Consider the following 18,774-nt stretch of genomic DNA (forward strand, 5'->3'; position numbering starts at 1 on the left):
GGCAGTGTAGGAGGCGGGGCGATGGCCCGCCCGGCTGCGCAGGCTCACAGCTTCAAGGCGGCGGCGTAGCCCGTCATCTCCAGGTAGCCGCGGCCGACCGGCCGGCCGCCGGCCTCGAACACGTCCGACAGCCCCTCCCAGTAGACGGCGCCGGTGGAGGCGCGGCCGTCCAGCTCCTGCGCATCGAGCCGGGCGCGCAAGGTGTGGCGGCCGGCGGGGCTCTCGATCGTCCAGGTGACGGGGTAGCGGGCTCCGCTGGCCGGGCTGCGCCAGAGCCGGCCGGGGTGGAAACGAAGCTCGCCCGGCGCGAAGGCGCGGGCCTCGGTCGTGCCGGCCGGCCGGTGGCTGCCGCCGGCCCACAGCGTGCTGCCGTCGGCACGGCGCAGGCGGAAGACGGTCAGCGCGCCGCCGTCGTGCAGGTTGATGCCGGCCCAGTCCCAGCCGACGGCCTCGGGGTGCAGCAGGGCCTCGCTCCATTCATGGTCCAGCCAGGCGCGGCCGCTGAGCGTGTGGCGGCGGCCGTCGACCTGCAGCTCGCCGTGGACCTGGAGCTGCGGCTCGCTCAGGTAGAGGCTGGCCTGCTCGGGGTCCGGCCCCTTGCGCGACCAGCCGCGCTCGCCCTGGAAGAGCACCGGCTGCGTGCTCTCGCAGCGCAGCCGCGCGCGCATGCCGCCCGCCGACCATTCGGCCAGGTAGTGGTGGCCCGGTCCCTCGACCGGCCGGCCGGGGGCGGCCACGCGCAGCAGGCGCCAGTCGCGCAGGTGGACGCGGGTGTCGTCCTCGGCCGCCTCGGCGGCACCGAAGCCGCTGCGGGCCAGGGCCTCGGCGTGGCGCAGGCCGGGTCCGCCGGGCGGCGTGAGGGCGGCGTGGGCCGACAGGATCTGCCGCGCCGCGAAGCGGCTGGGATGGTCGGCCGGCGCCGGCCCGCGGCGGCGGAAGAAGGTGAGCTGGAAGCCCCAGGGGGCCGGGTCGTCGAGCGGCTGCGCGCCCCGGCCGAGCCAGCCGGTCAGGTACCACCACTCGGTGCGCCAGGCGGGATGGGCGCCGTGGTCGCGCGGCAGGCGCAGCGGCAGGCTGGTGTGCAGCGGCGGCACCGCGGCCCCGGCGGCCCGGCCGGTCGGCGGCACGCCCAGGACCAGCCCGCCCAGGCCCAGCAGCATCGGGCGGCGTGGCAGGCGGGGGCTCATCCCAGGTCCTCGCGCACGGCCCGCACCGGGTCGACCCGCAGGGCGCGCCGGGCCGCGGCCGCGGCCGCGGCGACGGTGGCGGCCAGCACGGCCAGGGCCAGGCCGGCCAGGGGCAGGGGGTCGATCTGCATCGGCAGCGTCCAGTGAAAGCTCTGCGGGTTCACGACGAGGATCAGCACGGCCGCGATCGCCAGGCCCAGGGCCAGGCCCAGCACGATGCCGAGCAGGGCCCAGACCGCCGCCTCGGCCGTCACCAGACCCAGCAGTTGGCGGCGGCTGAAGCCCAGGTGCAGCAGCAGGCCGAACTCGCGCCGCCGGGCCAGCACCTGGGCCGACAGGCTGGCGGCCACGCCGAACAGGCCGATGCCAATGGCCACGGCCTGCAACCAGCGGGTGATCGCGAAGCTGCGGTCGAAGATGTCCAGCGAGAGCTGGCGGATGCCGTCGGCGCGCTGCAGCTCCAGGCCCTGGCCGCCGGGCAGGCGGGCGGCGGCAGCGCGCAGGGCCTCGGCCACCGCATCGGCCGAGACGCCTTCGTCCAGGCTGATCGCCAGGTCCTGCGCGTCGTCGCGGCCGCCCAGGGCCAGGTGATCGCGGCGGTCGATCACCAGCGCGCCGTGCTGGCGGGCGTAGTCGCGCCAGATGCCGTGCACGCGCAAGGCCACCGGGCGGTGGCGGCCGGCCGCGTCGGGCAGGGGCAGCAGCAGGCGGTCGCCCGGCTGGCTGCCGTGCAGGCGGGCAAAGGCCTCGCTGACCCAGACGGCCGGCTCGGGCGCCCGGCCGCGCCAGGGCGGGCCGATCAGCGGCAGGGCGTCTTCCGGCCGCTCGGGCAGGCTTCGGGCGATCAGCATCACCGCCGGGCGGGCGGGATCGATCTGCAGCGCCAGGCTTTGCAGGGTGTCGACCCCGCGCACGCCGGGCAGGGCGGCGGCGGCCTCGCGCAGGCCGGGGGGCAGCGGCGGGGTTTCGCCGGCCACGGGTGCGAGGCGGGCATAGAGCGCGGCGGGCAGCACAGCATCCAGCCAGTCGCTGACCGCGCCGCGGAAGCTGCCGACCATCACCGTCAGCGCCACCGACAGCGCCAGGCTGGCGACCACGCCCGCCACCACCACCGTGGCCTGCCCGCGCTGGCGCCGCGCGCGCGCCAGCGCCAGGCCGAGCAAGGTGTGCCAGCCGGCCGCCCCGGGCGCGCGGGCAGGGCCCTGCGCCCAGGCCGGCGCGGGCAGCAGCCGGGCCAGGCCCGGCACGCAGGCGATGCCGCCCAGCAGCATCAAGGCAATGCCCAGGTAGGCGCCCAGCGGCAGCCCGGCCAAAGGCGGCAGCAGGCTCAGCAACAGGCCGGCGGGCAGCAGCAGCGGGCCGGCCCAGGCGCGCAGGCGGCTGGCGGCGGGCCCGTCCAGCGTGGCCACGCCCTTGAGCACCTGCGTCGGCGCCAGGCCTTCGGCCGCGCGCGCCGGCCCCCAGCCGCCGACCAGGGCCGCGCCCAGGCCCAGGCTGCCGTGGATCAGCGTCGCCGCCAGGCCCACTTGCAGGCCTCGGCCCTGCTCGGCCGCCGCGGGAAAGTAGCCGCCGCCCAGGTCACCGCCCAGCAGGCGCAGCGCCAACCAGGCCAGGCCGGCGCCCATCAACAGGCCGGCGACGCTGCCGAAGCCGCCGATCAGTGCCGATTCCGCCAGCACCAGCCGCCGCCGCAGGGCCGCCGGCACGCCCAGCACGCCCAGCAGGGCCAGTTGCGGCAGGCGTTGCGCCACCGCCAGGGCCAGCACCGCATGGACCAGGAAGGCACCGGTGAACAGCGCAATGCCAGCCAGCACCGTCAGATTCACCCGGTAGGCCCGCGAGGCGCCCGCCAGACGGCTGGCCCGGTCGGCCGCGCTCTGGAGCTGCAAGCCGGCCTCGGGCGGATGGCGTTGCTGCCAGTCGCTGCGGAAAGCCTCGCGGTCCACGCCCTCGGCCAGACGCAGCTCGATGCGGCTGAGCCGGCCCAGCCGGTCGGCCAGCGGCTGCAGGCCGGCCAGGTCCATCACGGCCAGCGGCGGGCCGGCATCGGCAAAGTCGCCGGCCACGGTCAGGTCCACGGTCTGGCCGCCGGGTCCGATCAGGCGCAGCGTCGCGCCGGGCGCCAGGCCCAGGGCCTGCTGGGCGGCGGCATTCAGGAAGATCAGGCCGGGGTCGAGGGCGGCGAGGGGCTCGCGGTCCTGCGGGCGGGGGAGCAGGGTGGGCGCCAGCGAAGCCGCGGCCAGCGCGTCCAGGCCCAGCACCCGCAGCGCGGGCTGGCCCGGCCCGGCGGCTTGCAGCCGCGCTTCAAGCAGCGGCAGGGCCTGGGCCACCGCGGGCAGGGCCAGCAGCTCGGCCAGCACGCCCTCGTCGAATTCGCCGGCTGCCGCCTGCAGCACCCAGTCGGGCGCGGCATCCGCCCGCCGTCCGGCGGATTCGAAGGCATCCAGCGCCGAACCATGGATCAGGTGCACCGCAAAAGCCAGCGCCACCCCCAGCGCCACCGCCAGCGCCGCCAGCCCCTGCCGCAGGCGCTGCGCCCGCCAGACCGGGCGCGAGACCGTGCGCAGCAAGGTGAACAGGGAAGGGGCCGCCAACATTGCCGCATTGTGGGAGGCCCGCCCGGTGCGGGCGAGATGCGGGGGCATCGGGGAGGGGGAGTGCCCGATGTTGGCTTGATGGGATGGATCGAAGCGGCTTGATTGCCTGATCTCCCTCACCCAAGGGATGGGACCCTTAATGATTTGCGAGATCTTTGAGTTAACGTCATCGTGTACCGATGGCATGGAATCTCAAGCGCCGCCGCTTGGCTCTTGCGTAATCCTGTCGTCTCCATCAACATCGATTCAGGATTCTTGATGAAGCAAGTTCTCTTGCGTTCGGGTTTGGGGGGTTGGCTGCTGGGCCTTCGTGACCGGGTCAGTTTGCTGAGAACCGCATGGCGCAGCCCGGAGGCCGTCGGCACGGTCGCCAACGATGTCCTTTCGACCTATCTCATCACCCGGCTTTGTGCGCCCGGCAAGGTGTTCATCGACATCGGCTCGCACATCGGTTCCATTCTTGCGGAAGTCCAGCGGCATTGCCCGCAGGCTCGGGTGATCGGGGTTGAAGCCATGCCCGACAAAGCTGAAAACCTGCGCCGCTCCTTCCCCGGCGTCGAGATCTTCCAGTGCGCGCTTGGCAATGCGACCGAGGAAGTCAGCTTCTACGTCAACGAGCTCGCCTCGGGCTACAGCTCGCTCGCCAGGCCCGAAGGGACGTCTGCGCGGATTCGCGAAATCAAGGTGCCGCTCAGGCGGCTTGATGAGCTTCGGGACTTCACCGACGTCGATGCCATCAAGATCGACGTCGAGGGGGCGGAACTCGGTGTCGTACTTGGCGGCCAGCGAACCCTGGGCGCCAACAAGCCCGTGATCATGTTCGAAAGCGGCCCGGGCGATGACGCCGTCAAGAAGGCGCTGTGGACGGCTTTCTCCGATATGGGCTATGGCATACACATGCCCAATCGCCTCGCGCACAGGGACGAGCCGCTGAGCCTCTCGACCTTCATGGACAGCCACGTCTACCCGCGCTTCTCGACCAACTACTTCGCCGTGCCCCGGGAGCGCCGCGCCGAGATGCGGGATCGCGCCCGGCGGGTGCTGGGCATGCCGGCTGACGCCGCGTGAAGCAAAAATCTTGGCGCAACGGCTGCCCACCTCGTTGTGTTCTTTGCGATTGTGTGGAGCAGCCCGTTCCCCGCGTTGTTCAGTCCGTTTTCTACTTGAGCCGTGGCACTCAAGGAGGCCGCGCCCGTCAAGTCGATAGCTTTTTGTCAGCACGTTTCGGTCAGGTCTAGACGCTGCAAGCAGCGGTTGCTAGGCTATTTGGAGATGTAACTCTGGAGTCACTGTGAACCTCTCTCCCACCGATGTTCAAGTTGCAGCCGTCGAGGTATCGACCCCGGTTGCAGGTGCAGACGCGACGGTCGCCGCATCCAGCGCACCGAGCACTGCGGTACTACGCCAGGGGGCCGTGGTCAACGTTCCGCGCGGTGAGGCGCTCCTTGCCGGTGACCGTGTGGTGACAGGGCCCGAGGCCGTGCAGGTGCTGGTTCCCAACGGCCCGGGTAACCGTCAAGCCATGGTTGAGGTGGCCCCGAACTCTGAGGTGGTCGTCCGGCCCGCTTCGATTGATCCGAACGCCCCGCCCGTGGATTTGCTCGTCGTCGCTGGCGATGCCGCTTTCGTAGAAATCGTTGACCCGGCCGGACAGCCGATCGTGCTGCTCAAGAAGAGCGCGAGCGCTGCCGTCGCGGCGGGTGGATTTTTTGAGGATGCGGTTGGACCGGGCTTGTTGGCTGCTGGTCTGCTCGCACTCGTACTGAACGACGATGATCATGATCCGCCTCCGCCGCCCCCTCCTCCCCCGACGTTGACCACAGGCGTTGACCGCGTCTTGGCCGGCGCAGCGGAGTCTGGCTCGAGTGATCCGCTACCCGCATTGCTCAGCAACACATCGAATCAGTTCGACGCCATCACCTCAGAGGTCGACATTCTGTTTCTCGGGCCTGAGCTTGAGGGAGGCGGCGCACTCGACCAAACGGACGCACTGGTCCAAAGCCTTAGCCCCAGCCTTGACGTACTCGGCGGAACTGCGGTTTCGGATACCGTCAACCACCTCGTGGACAACCTGACCGACTTGGCCGGCGATCTGCTTGCCACAGATGTGCTCGACGGCAAGGCGCAACCGGCACTCAACCAAGCGCTCGAGACAACGGACCTTTTGGTCGAGCAATTGCTGGGTGATGCTGGCGGTTTGCTGGGTGGCAGCACCAATGTGACCATGGTCGCGACGCTGGCGGACCAATTGACCGATGTGCTGGGCGGCGCCCTCGGACCGGTTGTTTCTGCGGTGGACAGCAGCGCTCTGGGTGGAGGAGGTGCTCTCGGCGGCTTGCTGCCCGCGACGGGCGAGTTGCTTTCCGGGGATCTGCTCTCGACGGCTTCGCCGCTGACCGGCGTGCTGGGCGGGGGGGGCTTGCCGCTGGATGCCTTGGCGGCTGAGGGCTTGGTTTCCACCCTGCTCGATCCCCTTGGTGGCGGCCTGACTTCGGCGCTTCCCTTGCCGGCCTTACCGATTTGACTTGTTGTTCGGAGCGCCGGGAGGCGCTCCGACATCGGCCGACGCTGCATCGTCAAACGTTTGCGCTCGGATGGGGGACTCCCGCTCAGGGGGTGGCGGATCATTTTTGGGCGAGTGCGCCCGTGGACAGAACCCGACACCCAACCCACCCGTCTGAGGGGGGTGAATGGGTATATGCACACGTCTCCTGACACGCCTCACGACTGCTCACAGAAGCACACCGCTCCTGCCGTCCGGGCTCGCTAGCCTGCCAAGAGCGCTCGGAGTGAACTCCGGGTCGCGTCCTTGAACCCCGTGCAGGAGACCCCATGACTTCAAGCCAGCCCGAGCCGACCGAGGCCTTTGTTGCGGACGCCACGTCCACGACGGTGGCGCCCGTCGACCTGGGCACCGCCGCCGCAGCCGCCCCGGGCGATGCGTCGGTCCCGGTGGCCGTGATGCGTCAGGGCGCCGTCGTGAGCGTGCCCCGCGGCGAGGTGCTGCTGGCCGGTGACCGCGTGGTCACGGGTGCCGAAGCAGTGGATGTGCTGGTACCCAACGGCCCGGGCAACCGCCAGGCCCTGGTCCGGGTGGCCCCCAATTCCGAGGTGCTGGTCCGGCCCTCGGCCGTCGATCCGGATGCGCCGGCGGCGGATCTGCTGGTGGTGGCGGGCGATGCGTCCTTCCTGGAGATCGTCGACCCCGCAGGCGAGCCGATCGTGATGATCAAGAAGAGCAGTTCGGCCGTGGCCGGCGCTGGCTTCTTCGACGAAGCGGCCGGCAGCGGCCTGCTGGCTGCGGCGCTTCTGGGCGGTGGGGTGGCGGCGGCCGCGGCCCTCAACGATGACGATGACGATGACGACGACGACAACAACCCGCCCGAACCCGAGCCCTTGCCGCCCACGCTGACGACCGGCGTGGACCGCGTGGTCGACCAGGTCACGGGCGTGGTCACCGGCCTGGTGGGCGGCCTGCTGGGTTCGGAGACCGCCGCGGCGCTGGATCCCCTGCTGGGCAATGTGCTGGGCCAGGTTGACGTCATCACCACCGAAGTCGACATGCTCCTGCTCGGCCCGACGCTCGACGGCGGCGGTGCCCTGGATCAGGTGGACACCCTCGTTGCCAGCCTCACGCCCGTGCTCGATGTGCTTGGAGGCCATGCCGTTTCCAGCACGGTCAGTCATCTGGTCGATCACCTGACCGATCTGGTGGGCGATCTGGTGGCCACCGATGTGCTGGCCGGCGAAAGCACCGAGACCGTCGGCAACCTGCTTGACACGGTGGACCTGCTGGCCACCGACCTGCTGACCGACGTAGGCAGCCTGCTGGGCGACGACACCCTGCTGGCCGGCACCCTGGCCCCGACCCTCGACACCGTGACCGACCTGGTCGGTGGCTTGCTCACCCCGGTGACCAGCGTGGTCGACGAACTGCTCGTCACCCTGCTGGGCGGGGGTGAAGGCGATGGCCTGCAGGGCGGCCTGCTCGGTGGGGTGCTGGGCGGCGACGGCGACGGCCTGCTGGGCGGTGGCTTGCTCGACGGTCTGCTGGGTGGCGATCTGCTGGGTGAGGGCGGTCTCCTCGGCGGCCTGCTCGGGGAGGGCGGCTTGCTCGGCGGTCTGCTGGGCGGGGACACGGTCGACGGTGGCCTGCTGGACGGTCTGCTTGGCGAAGACGGCTTGCTCGGCGGCCTGCTCGGCGGCGGTCTCCTGGGTGGGGATCTGCTGGGCGGCGAGCTTGTGAACGGGGACCTCCTCGGTGGCGATCTGCTCGGAGGCCTGCTCGGCGAGGGCGGCCTGCTCGGCGGACTGCTGGGCGGCGAGGGTGGCCTGCTCGGCGGTTTGCTGGGCGGAGAAGGTGGCCTGCTTGGCAGCGACAGCTCGGGCGGGGGTCTGCTGGGCGGCCTGCTGGATGGCAGCGACGGCCTGCTGGGCGACGGCCTGGTCAGCTCGCTGCTGGGCGATGCCGACGGCAGCCTGCTCAACCTGCTGCAGCCCGTCACGGGCACCTGAGTTCCTCGTTGAAAGCATGGCACCCGCGCGCGGGTGCCCGGCGGCCCGGTGCGGTGGCGGCGATCAGCCGTCGCGGCCGGGCCGCAGTCCGTCCGGATGCAAGCGCAGCACGCGGTCGGCCCGCGCGGCGGCGGCCTCGGCATGGGTGACGAGCAGCACCGCCGTGCCTTCCCGTCGCCGGGCAGCGTCGAGCAAGTCCAGGATGCGGGCGGCGGTGCCCGGGTCCAGATTGCCGGTCGGCTCGTCGGCCAGCAGCAGACGCGGCCGGTGCACCAGCGCCCGCGCGATCGCCACCCGCTGCAACTGCCCGCCCGAAAGCTGGGCCGGCAGCCGCTCGCCCAGGCCGTCCAGGCCGGTCGCTTCCAGCATCTCGGCCACCCGGGCGCGGATGCGGTCCGCCGCCTGGCCCAGCAACTCCAGCGGCAGGCCGATGTTCTCGGCCACGGTCAACTGCGGCAGCACATGGAAGGCCTGGAAGACGAAGCCCAGGCGCTCGCGGCGCAGCCTTGCCCAGCCGGCCTCGTCCAGCCCGCCCAGTTCCTCGCCGTCCAGCCACAGGCGGCCGGCGTCGACCGGCTCCAGCCCGGCCACCGCATGCAGCAGGGTGGACTTGCCGACGCCCGAATCGCCGACCAGGGCCAGGAATTCGCCGGCCTCCAGCCGCAGCGAAACCTCGCGGAAAACCGGTACCTCGCCATGCCGCTTGGCGAGCTGTTGCAGTTCGAGCAGGGGCGTGGGCGCGGCGGAGGTCACCCAGCCAGTGTCGTCGCGCCGCCGGCAGGCTGCGGCGGCGCGGGCTTTGCCGGCCGCAGCGCCGGGTCGAGCGCGCCACGTTCGTCGAAGACCACGCAGTCGCCGATCCAGTGCCGGCCACCGACGGTCTCCAGGTACTGCAGGATGCCGCCTTCGAGCTGAAGCAGCCGCGGCAGCCCCAGCTCGGCACCGAGCAGGGCGGCCTTCTCGCAGCGGATGCCGCCGGTGCAGTAGCTGACCACGGTGGCATCGCGCAGCGTGTCGGCCGCTGCGGCCAAGGCCTCGGGGAAGGCGCTGAACTTGTCCAGGCGCCAGTCGATCGCGCCGGCAAAGCGGCCAGCGTCGACTTCCCAGGCATTGCGGGTGTCGAGCAGGCGCAGCGGCCGGCCGGCATCGTCGCAGCCGGCATCGAGCCAGCGGGCCAGGGCCGCGGCATCGACCGCCGGCGCACGGCCGGCCGCGGGCTGCACGGCTGGCCGGTCCATGCGGATGATCTCGCGCTTGATCTTCACCTTCAGCCGGGCGAAGGGCAGGGCCTCGCTCCAGCTCTGCTTGGCGGGCAGGTCGGCCAGGCGGGTATCGATGCGGCCGAGCTGCGCCAGCAGGCCCAGGGCCGCGGCCTCGGGCCCGGCCAGGAAGAGGTTGATCCCTTCCGGCGCAAGCAGCACCGTGCCGCGCAGGCCGGCGGCCTCGGCCGCGGCCCGGATCGCAGCCTGCAGCGCCGGCAGCCCATCCAGCGGCACGAAGCGGTAGGCCGCAAGATTCAGCACGGCGTCCGGCGGGGCAGGGGCATCAGGCATGGCCGGGATTCTAGAAAGCCGCTCCCGCGCCGCCCGGCTTGGCCCGCCCGCTGCCTGCCTCGCGGCCCACCTCGTGACCTGCCTCGCCCGGGCGGCTGGCCCCCGCCCACGGGCTGGGCCGCCCAGGGGGCCTTGCTAGGATGACTTGATGAGCGCCGACCCCAAGCCGATTCCCTTCGTTCACTTGCGCAGCCACACCGAGTTCTCGGTGGTCGACAGCACGTTGCGCATCGACGACCTGGTGGCCGCCGCCGCGGCGGACGGCCAGCCGGCGCTGGCGGTGACCGACCTCGCCAACCTCTTCGGCGCGATCAAGTTCTACAACAAGGCCCGCAGCAAGGGCGTGCAGCCCCTGCTGGGCGCCGAGGTCTGGCTGGCGCCCGAGGCGGCCGACCGCGCGCCGACCCGCCTGCTGCTGCTGGTCCAGGACGCGCAGGGCTACCGCCATCTCTCCGAGCTGCTCGGCGCGGCCTGGACCGGCGAGCTGCACCGCGGCACCACCCCCTGCCTGACGCTGGACGCGCTGGCCGCCCGCGCCACGGGCCTGATCGCGCTCTCGGGCTTCGACCTCGGCGCGGTCGGCCAGGCCCTGCTGGCCGGTGACGAGGCCCGAGCCGAGGCCCTGGCCCGGCAACTGGCCGCGATCTTCCCCGGCCGCTATGTGCTGGAGCTGCAGCGCGCCGGCCGGCCGCAGGACGAGCCCCTGGTCCGCGCGACCCTGCCCTTCGCGGCCCGCCTGGGCCTGCCGGTGGTCGCGACCCATCCGATCCAGTTCCTGACGGCCGACGACTTCGAGGCTCACGAGGCCCGCACCTGCATTGCCGAGGGCGAGACCCTGGCCAACCCCAAGCGGCCCAAGCGCTTCACGCCCGAACAGCGCTTCCAGACCACGGCCGAGATGCAGGCCCGCTTCGCCGACCTGCCGCAGGCCCTGGCCAACAGCGTGGCCCTGGCCCGCCGTTGCGCGCTGAGCCTGGTGCTGGGCAAGCCGCAGCTGCCGGACTTCCCGACGCCGATGCGCCCCGGCCCGGACGGCGTGCCCGCGCCCATGCCCATGGCCGACTATTTCCGCGAGGCCTCGCAGGCCGGGTTGGAAGATCGGCTGCGGCAGCTCTACCCGGACCCGGCCGCCCGCGAGGCCGCCCGCCCGCGCTACCAGGAGCGGCTGGACTTCGAGATCGGCGTGATCCTGAAGATGGGCTTCCCCGGCTACTTCCTGATCGTGGCCGACTTCATCAACTGGGCCAAGACGCACGACTGCCCGGTTGGACCGGGCCGCGGTTCGGGCGCCGGCAGCCTGGTGGCCTATGCGCTGAAGATCACCGACCTGGACCCGCTGGCCTACAACCTGCTCTTTGAGCGCTTCCTGAACCCCGACCGGGTCTCGATGCCCGACTTCGACATCGACTTCTGCCAGGGCAACCGCGACCGCGTCATCGACTACGTCAAGCTCAAGTACGGCCGCGATGCCGTCAGCCAGATCGCCACCTTCGGCACCATGGCCGCCAAGGCCGCGCTGCGCGACGTGGGCCGGGTGCTCGGCATGGGCTATGGGCATGTGGACAGCATCGCCAAGCTGGTGCCGGCCCCGCCCGGCAAGACCGTGACCCTGGCCCGCCCCGGCGACAAGCCCGACCCCGGCCTGATCTATGCGCGCAAGGAGGCGCCGGAGATCGAGCAGCGCGAGCAGAAGGAAGAAGAGGTTGCCGAGCTGCTGGCCCTGGCAGAGCGGGTGGAGGGCCTGGTCCGCAATGTCGGCATGCATGCCGGCGGCGTGCTGATCGCGCCCGGCAAGATCACCGACTTCTGCCCGCTCTACCAGCAGCCCGGCAGCAACAGCGCGGTCAGCCAGTACGACAAGGACGATGTCGAGGCCATCGGCCTGGTGAAGTTCGACTTCCTGGGCCTGGCCACCCTGACCATCCTGGAGCTGGCCCGGAAGTTCATCGTCGCGCGCCATCCCGCGCGCAAGGACTTCAGCTTCGAGACCCTGGCCCTCGACGACCGCGCCACCTACCGCCTGCTCAGCGAGGGCAAGACGGTGGCCGTGTTCCAGCTTGAATCGCGCGGCATGCAGGGCATGCTGCGCGAGGCCAAGCCCAGCGTCTTCGAGGACATCATTGCCCTGGTGGCGCTCTACCGCCCCGGGCCGATGGACCTGATCCCCAGCTTCTGCGCCCGCAAGCACGGCCGCGAGGAGGTGGCCTACCCGCATCCGCTGATGGAGGGCGTGCTCAAGGAGACCTACGGGATCATGGTCTACCAGGAGCAGGTCATGCAGGTTGCGCAGATCGTCGGCGGCTACTCGCTGGGCGGCGCCGACCTGCTGCGCCGGGCCATGGGCAAGAAGAAGCCCGAGGAGATGGCCAAGCACCGGGTCATCTTCGCCGAGGGCGCCGACAAGAAGGGCATCGACGCCGCCAAGGCCAACGAGATCTTCGACCTGATGGAGAAGTTCGCGGGCTACGGCTTCAACAAGTCGCATGCCGCGGCCTACGCCCTGCTGGCCTATCACACGGCCTGGGCCAAGGTGCATCACCCGGCCGAGTTCTTCGCGGCCAACATGACGGTGTCGATCGACGACACCGACAAGCTGAAGATCTTCCACGACGACGCCGTCGCGCAGTTCGGCCTCGTCTTCGAGGCGCCGGACATCAACACCGGCACCTGGGGCTTCGAGCCGGTCGATCCGCCGGCCGAGGGCGAGCCGGGCCGCCTGCCGAAGCAGGACGCCGAGAAGGGCCGCGTCCGCTACGCGCTGGGTGCGGTCAAGGGTACGGGGCAGGGCGCGGTCGAGGCCATCGTCGAGGCCCGCAGCGCCGGCGGCCCCTTCCGCAGCTTTTTCGACTTCTGCCGCCGCATCGACCGTCAGCGGGTGAACAAGCGCGCCGTCGAGGCCCTGGTCAAGGCTGGCGCCTTCGACCGCATCACGCCCGACCGCGCAGCCCTGGTCGCCAGCATCGGCCTGGGCTTCGAGGATGCCGAGGCCCAGGCCCGCCATGCCGACCAGGGCGGCCTCTTCGACTTCGGCGGCGAGGACGCGCATGGCGCCTCCACCCAGGAACCGGCCCTCGTGGCCACCGCGCCCTGGAGCGTGCGCGAGCAGCTCGGCCACGAGAAGACCGCGCTCGGCTTCTACCTGAGCGGCCACCTCTTCGACGAGCATGCCGCCGAGGTGCGGCGCTTCGCCAAGCTGAAGATCGCCGACCTGATCGACAGCCGCGAGCCGCAGTTGCTGGCCGGCATCGTCACCGGCCTGCGGGTCGTCAACGGCCAGCGCGGCCGGGTCGCGATCTTCAGCCTCGACGACTGCAGCGAGACCCTGGAGGCCGTGGCCAACGAGGAGCTGCTCGACGCGAACCGCGAGCTGCTGCGCGACGACGAGCTGGTGATCGTGCAGGGCAAGGTGCAGCCCGACCGCTTCAGCGGCGGCCTGCGGCTCAATGTCAACCAGGTCTGGAGCCTGGGCGAGGCGCGCTGCCGCTTCGGCCGGCATGTGAAGCTGGCGCTGACGCTGCACGGCAGCGGCCTGGGTGCCGCCGAGCAGACGCTGCTCGACGGCGTGCAGGCCCTGCTGCGCGACTTCCCGCCGCGCCGCATCGAGCTGCCCGAGGGCGGCGAGAAGCTGCTCGGCCTGCGCCTCCAGCTTCGCTTGCAGCGGCCCTGGGGCGAGGTCGAGCTGGAGCTGGGCGAGGAGGCCCGCATCCTGCCCAGCGAGGAAGCGCTGCAGCGCTGCCGCGCCCTGGCCCCGGCCGGCGCGCAGCTCGTCTACGAGGCGGGCTGAGCCGGAAGACCTTGTCTTCGCAAGCCGCGGATGGACCAGCCGCCCGTGGCTCTTCGGCCGGAGCCCTCGATGTCGCGGCCCGGGTCTGTCAGGCCGAGCACTTCGACCGGGCGGTGGACAGTCCGGGCAGCGCCTGGTCAGGCTTCCCGGCCGAGTAAGCCTGCTGCGCTGACGCCTTGGGCGTGATCCGCACCGGCGCACGCTGGCTGATCATGCCGCCCCTGGGCTGAGCCACGGCCCGGTGGCGCTGCGCACGGCCGCGTTCCCTGTTGGACTACACGCCGCTGGCGCAACTGCCTTGGATCGACCCGGGTCAGATCCCACGGCGGATGGAAGCCGGCCACCAGCATGCCGAGGCGGTCACGGCATTCGGCGACCCGACCGGGCCCCACCATACTTTCATCCAGGCCCGTCACGCGATCCAGCCCTGGAAGCGCTTGCAGCGCCTGGCCGTGGCCAGCGCCATCGCTCAGCGCCACCGGCTGGCCTCCGCCGCCATCCCCATCGCCTGCCCGGCCCGGTCGCTGGCGGCAGACGGCCCTGCGCATTGGCGGTAAGGATTGCATGCGCCAAGCTGCGCCGATCGCGCTGGCCGCGCCTCTGGAGGGGCTGCTGACACCCTGGCGCGACACGACCAGGTGGCACGCTTATTCGGCTGGCGCCGGCGCCGGCAGGTCTGCCCTGCCGCAACCGCTACGCGCCCGCTGATGGCCAGGCTGGCGTGGCGCCGAGAGCCGTCCAGCTTCACTTTGCATCACGCCGGCCTCGCGCAGCAGCGACATCGGGCTGGCATCATGTCGCACGGGGTACCGGCGAACTGCCGATCCCGACGACACGAAGGAGTCCCCCATGTCCATCCCCCGCCCGATCCGCCGCTGGCTGGCCGCTGGCACCGCCGCTGCCGGTCTGGTGCTGGCCGCCCTCCCTGCCGCCCAGGCTGCCGACGTCGATGTCGGCATCTCCGTTCGCATCGGCCAGCCCGGCTTCTATGGCGTGATCGACATCGGCACCTTCCCGCGGCCGGTGCTGGTGTCGCCGCAGCCGGTGATCCTCGTCGAGGGCGGCCACCGGCTGCGGCCTCTCTACCTGAACGTGCCGCCTGGCCATCGCAAGAACTGGCGCAAGCACTGTCACCGCTACGACGCCTGCGGGGCGCCCGTCTACTTCGTCCGCAACGACTGGTACGACGGGGTCTATGCGCCCGAATACCGGCGGCGCCATGGCGGCAACGACGAACGCGGCGGTTATCACGCGCACCGCGAGGGGCACGGAGAACGTGACCGCCCCCATGGCCACGACCGGGACCGGGGCGGCAAGGGCCACGGGCCGGACCGCGACCCGGGTCATGGCCACGGGCGGGGCGACGGTGAGTACGGCAAAGGCCGTGGCGGCCCCGACTGAGAAGCGCTGATCGGTTCTGCCAGGCTCGCGCCGCGGGTTGCGGGCCGCGACTCAGGCCTGCGGCGGGGCCGCGACCCCTTCAGTCCCTGGGCGGGACGGGTTGCGGTAGCTCCACCAAGGCAGCACCCGGGTCAGGGCCAGCACGGCGCCGGGCTCGGTGGCGGCATAGCCGGGCAGGCCGGCCAGCACCTGGGCCCAGGCCGTCGAGCCGAGCAGGCCGACCAGGCGGCGCAGGGCGGGGCTGCTGTCGAGCGTGCTCTTGAGCGTCAGCAGGAAGTAGCGCTCGCGCGCCAGCGGGATGAAGTCCAGCCCCGCCGGGCGGGCGGCAGCTTCCAGGCCGAAGGCCGCATCGGCGCATCCGCTGGCCACCGCCTGGGCGGCGGCCACATGCGAGGGCTCGGTCAGTGCGGGCTGCGGCGGATGGACCCCGGCCTCGGCCAGCAGCTCGTCGAGCAGGATGCGGGTGCCCGTGCCCTCGGCGCGCCCCACCCAGCGCAGTTCGGGCCGCAGCATGTCGCTCAGGCCCGCGATGCGGCGCGGATTGCCCGGCGCCACCATCAGGCCCTGGGTGCGCTGGGCAAAGCCGATCAGCTTGTGGTGGCCGGGCTTGAGCCGCGGCCGGTAGATGCGCGCGCTGACCGAAGCCCGCGCGACGCCGTCGCGCACCTGGATGCCGGCCATCGTGCATTGGCCGGCATCCAGTGCGCGCAGGGCATCCAGGCTGTCCATGAAGTTCAGGTCCAGGTGCAGGCCCTGTTCGCGGGCCAGCTCGCGCAACAGGGGCAGGGCCTGGTCGTGGCTGGCGCAGAGGGTCATCACGTCGATGCGGTCGTCGAAGGCCACGTCGAAGGCGCGTTCCAGCTCCATGCGCAGGGCTTCCACCTGGGGTGCCAGGCGGGCCTGGGCGCGCCGCTCGGCCCAGAGCAGCTTCTCGCCGAAGGGGCTCAGCGCGGCCCGCTGGCCCTTGGCCCACAGGACCAGCTCGCGGCCCAGCTCGCCTTCCCAGCGCTTGAGCTCGCCCCAGACATGGCGGTAGGACAGACCCAGGGCCTGCGCCGCCGCGCGGATCGAGCCGTGGCGGTGCAGGGCATCGAGCAGCGCGAACAGCGGGTGATGCAGGGCCGTCGGGCGGCGCTCGTCGGGCAGGGTGCTGCGCAGCGCGTAGGTGAGATCGATCCTATGCATCGGGCTACATATGGTCAGGGGGCGGGACCGTCGGGAGAATCCGCCGCCCCAGTGTGCCGCAGGGTCGGGCTTGCGCCGCCCCCCTCGGCATGCCCGCTTGCCCACCCCGCTGACCTCCCTTGAACACCTTCGCCGACAGCGTCCTCACGGCCCTGGACCTGATCCGCGGGGCCGATCCCCAACTGGGGCAGATCGTCGGCCTCTCGCTGGGCGTGAGCGGCGCGGCCAGCCTGATCGCCGCGCTGATCGGCCTGGGCCTGGGCGCCGCGCTGGCGCTGCTGTCCTTCCGGGGCCGGCGGCTGGTGCTGGCCCTGCTCAACACCTCGCTGGCCCTGCCGCCGGTGGTGGTGGGCCTGGTGGTCTACCTGCTGCTGTCGCGCTCCGGCCCGCTGGGCGAATGGGGGCTGCTGTTCACGCCGACGGCCATGGTGATGGCGCAGACGGTGCTGATCCTGCCCATCGTCGTGGCCCTGACCCGGCAGGCCTTGCAGGCGCCCTGGGCCCTGCACGGCGAGCAGCTTCAGTCCATGGGCGCCAGCCGGCCCGTCGCGGCCCTGCTGCTGCTGTGGGACGAGCGCCTGGCCCTGCTGACGGTGGTGCTGGCGGCCTTCGGCCGGGCGGTGGCGGAAGTCGGCGCGGTCATGATCGTCGGCGGCAACATCGCCGGCCACACCCGGGTGATGACCACCGCGATCGCGCTGGAGACCAGCAAGGGCGACCTGCCCCTGGCCCTGGCCCTGGGCCTGGTGCTGCTGGGCGTGGTGCTGCTGCTGAACCTGGGCATTGCCGCCCTGCGCGCCTGGCAAGGCCGGGGCGAGGCGGCGGTGGAGGGCCAGGCCCATGACTGAGCCCGCGCTGATCGAGCTGCGCGGCGCCTGCGTTCGCTTCGGCATGCGCATGGCCGTGCATCCGCTGGACCTGCGCCTGGCGGCGGGCGAGCGCCTGGCCCTGGTCGGCGCGAACGGCTCGGGCAAGAGCACCCTGCTGCGCCTGCTGCACGGCCTGCGCCTGCCCGATGCCGGCCTGTGCGTGCAGGCCCCGGCGCTGCGCATCGGCATGCTCTTCCAGCGGCCGGCGCTGCTGCGCCTTTCGGTGGCGGCGCACCTGCGCCTGGCCTTGCGCCTGGCGGGCGCAAGCGAGGCCGAGCCGGCCGCGCGGGTGGCCGAGCTGCTCGACCAGGTCGGCCTGCGTGCCGAGGCGGCCCGCCCGGCGCGGGCCCTGTCCGGCGGGCAGCAGCAGCGCCTGGCCCTGGCCCGGGCGCTGGCCGGCCGGCCCGGCCTGCTGCTGCTGGACGAGCCCACCGCCAGCCTGGACCCGGGCGCCAAGCGCGAGGTCGAAGCCCTGATCGAGGGCCTGGCCGCCGGCGGCATGAGCCTGGCCTTCGCCTCGCACAACCTGGGGCAGGTCAAGCGCCTGGCGACCCGGGTGCTCTACCTGGAGCAGGGCCGGGTGCTGGCGGATGCGCCGGTCGGCCCCTTCTTTGCCGACGGCGGCGCGGCCCTGCCGGAGGCGGCCCGGCGCTTCGTCCGCGGCGAGCTGCCCTGGTGAGGCCGGCGGCGCCCGGCATCGCGCCTCGCTACCATCCCGCCACCCGCGCGGGGCGCGCGTCCAGTGCCCCCGACTCCACCCGTTTCAGCGAGGAATTCACCATGGCGATGGATGTTGTCGATTTCGAGATCAAGGGCAGCGAAATGCAGTTCGTCGAGGTCGAGCTCGACCCCGGCGAAGCGGCCATCGGCGAGGCCGGCAGCCTCATGTTCATGGAAGCCGGCATCGCGATGGACACCGTCTTCGGCGACGGCGGCGCGCAGCAGGGCGGCTTCTTCGGCAAGCTGCTGGGCGCGGGCAAGCGCCTGATCACCGGCGAATCGCTGTTCACCACCGTCTACACCAACCAGGCGCCGACCAAGCAGCGGGTGGCTTTCGCCGCGCCCTATCCGGGCAAGATCCTGCCCATGGATCTGCACCGCCTCGGCGGCACGCTGATCTGCCAGAAGGACAGCTTCCTCTGCGCGGCCCGCGGCGTCAGCCTGGGCATCGCCTTCCAGCAGAAGCTCTCGGTGGGCTTCTTCGGCGGCGAGGGCTTCATCATGCAGAAGCTCGACGGCGACGGGCTGGCCTTCGTGCATGCCGGCGGCACCGTGCTCAAGCGCGAGCTCAAGCCCGGCGAGACGCTGATGATCGACACCGGCTGCGTGGTGGCCTACACGCCCAATGTGGATTTCGAGATCCAGTACGTCGGCAAGATCAAGACCGCGCTCTTCGGCGGCGAAGGCCTGTTCTTCGCCAAGATGACCGGCCCCGGCACCGTCTGGTTGCAGAGCCTGCCCTTCAGCCGCCTGGCCAGCCGGGTCTTCGCCGCAGCCCCGCAGACGGGCGGCGGCGGCCGGGGCGAGGGTTCGGTGCTCGGCGGCTTCGCTGGCGGCGGCCTGCTGGGCTCGGTGTTGGGCGGCGACGACGAGTGAGGCATCGCCCCGCGCCGCCCCCGCGGGCCAGGGCCCGCAGGGCGGCGGAAGACTCAGGGTTGGTCCCTAGAATGGCCTGAGGCTTTC

Annotated in this window: 14 protein-coding genes; 9 read left to right on the top strand and 5 right to left on the bottom strand. The window is 72.0% G+C overall.

All coding sequences use genetic code 11. The annotated features are described in order from the left end of the window. Positions 1-44: 44 nt before the first annotated feature. Both JI742_RS08180 and JI742_RS14060 read right to left on the bottom strand, forming a co-directional pair. Positions 45-1,187, bottom strand: coding sequence for a lipocalin-like domain-containing protein (locus tag JI742_RS08180; RefSeq protein WP_236676832.1), 1,143 nt, complete (start codon positions 1,185-1,187; stop codon positions 45-47). Next, positions 1,184-3,784 carry an FtsX-like permease family protein gene (locus JI742_RS14060; RefSeq protein WP_201825438.1) on the bottom strand — a complete coding sequence of 867 codons (2,601 nt, stop codon included), beginning with the start codon at positions 3,782-3,784 and terminating at the stop codon, positions 1,184-1,186. The genes JI742_RS08180 and JI742_RS14060 overlap by 4 nt, the downstream gene beginning before the upstream one ends. 258 nt (positions 3,785-4,042) lie before the next feature. Between JI742_RS14060 and JI742_RS08190 the strand changes: the two genes are divergently transcribed. The 3 genes from JI742_RS08190 (at position 4,043) to JI742_RS08200 (ending at position 8,299) form a co-directional block, all read left to right on the top strand. Beyond that, a complete protein-coding gene (locus tag JI742_RS08190) occupies positions 4,043-4,852 on the top strand; it encodes an FkbM family methyltransferase (RefSeq protein WP_201825440.1) in 810 nt (269 codons plus the stop codon). Between the two features lie 223 nt (positions 4,853-5,075). After that, entirely contained in the window at positions 5,076-6,308 is a 1,233-nt protein-coding gene (locus JI742_RS08195) for a FecR family protein (protein ID WP_201825442.1), read from the top strand. 308 nt (positions 6,309-6,616) lie between these two features. Next, on the top strand, positions 6,617-8,299 hold the full coding sequence (locus JI742_RS08200) for a hypothetical protein (protein WP_201825444.1): 1,683 nt from the start codon (positions 6,617-6,619) through the stop codon (positions 8,297-8,299). Between the two features lie 63 nt (positions 8,300-8,362). Here the strand turns inward: JI742_RS08200 and JI742_RS08205 are convergent, their stop codons facing one another. Together JI742_RS08205 and JI742_RS08210 are read right to left on the bottom strand one after the other, a co-directional pair. Continuing rightward, positions 8,363-9,052 (bottom strand): ABC transporter ATP-binding protein, encoded by a 690-nt coding sequence (locus tag JI742_RS08205; protein ID WP_350309644.1) that lies wholly within the window; start codon positions 9,050-9,052, stop codon positions 8,363-8,365. Next, on the bottom strand, positions 9,049-9,852 hold the full coding sequence (locus JI742_RS08210; RefSeq protein WP_201825446.1) for a sulfurtransferase: 804 nt from the start codon (positions 9,850-9,852) through the stop codon (positions 9,049-9,051). Before JI742_RS08210 ends, JI742_RS08205 begins: the two co-directional genes overlap by 4 nt. Before the next feature lie 148 nt (positions 9,853-10,000). Here JI742_RS08210 and dnaE point away from each other — a divergent pair, with 148 nt between their 5' ends. From dnaE to JI742_RS08225, 3 genes are all read left to right on the top strand, one after another. Continuing rightward, positions 10,001-13,636: a DNA polymerase III subunit alpha gene (gene dnaE, locus JI742_RS08215; protein WP_201825448.1), complete on the top strand. Its 3,636-nt coding sequence runs from the start codon at positions 10,001-10,003 to the stop codon at positions 13,634-13,636. A gap of 269 nt (positions 13,637-13,905) precedes the next feature. Further along, a complete protein-coding gene (locus JI742_RS08220) occupies positions 13,906-14,193 on the top strand; it encodes a hypothetical protein (protein ID WP_201825450.1) in 288 nt (95 codons plus the stop codon). Between the two features lie 292 nt (positions 14,194-14,485). Further along, positions 14,486-15,037: a hypothetical protein gene (locus tag JI742_RS08225; protein WP_201825452.1), complete on the top strand. Its 552-nt coding sequence runs from the start codon at positions 14,486-14,488 to the stop codon at positions 15,035-15,037. A gap of 51 nt (positions 15,038-15,088) precedes the next feature. Here the strand turns inward: JI742_RS08225 and JI742_RS08230 are convergent, their stop codons facing one another. Then, positions 15,089-16,222: a substrate-binding domain-containing protein gene (locus JI742_RS08230; RefSeq protein WP_201825454.1), complete on the bottom strand. Its 1,134-nt coding sequence runs from the start codon at positions 16,220-16,222 to the stop codon at positions 15,089-15,091. 119 nt (positions 16,223-16,341) lie between these two features. Between JI742_RS08230 and JI742_RS08235 the strand changes: the two genes are divergently transcribed. The 3 genes from JI742_RS08235 (at position 16,342) to JI742_RS08245 (ending at position 18,687) form a co-directional block, all read left to right on the top strand. After that, on the top strand, positions 16,342-17,070 hold the full coding sequence (locus JI742_RS08235; protein WP_201825456.1) for an ABC transporter permease: 729 nt from the start codon (positions 16,342-16,344) through the stop codon (positions 17,068-17,070). Beyond that, complete coding sequence (locus tag JI742_RS08240) at positions 17,063-17,770, top strand: ATP-binding cassette domain-containing protein (protein WP_201825458.1); 708 nt, start codon at positions 17,063-17,065, stop codon at positions 17,768-17,770. The genes JI742_RS08235 and JI742_RS08240 overlap by 8 nt, the downstream gene beginning before the upstream one ends. A 101-nt stretch (positions 17,771-17,871) precedes the next feature. Then, positions 17,872-18,687, top strand: a complete 816-nt coding sequence (locus JI742_RS08245; protein ID WP_201825460.1) for a TIGR00266 family protein — start codon at positions 17,872-17,874, stop codon at positions 18,685-18,687. Positions 18,688-18,774 lie beyond the last annotated feature (87 nt).

Source organism: Piscinibacter lacus (assembly GCF_016735685.1).
Taxonomy (GTDB): domain Bacteria; phylum Pseudomonadota; class Gammaproteobacteria; order Burkholderiales; family Burkholderiaceae_C; genus Aquariibacter; species Aquariibacter lacus.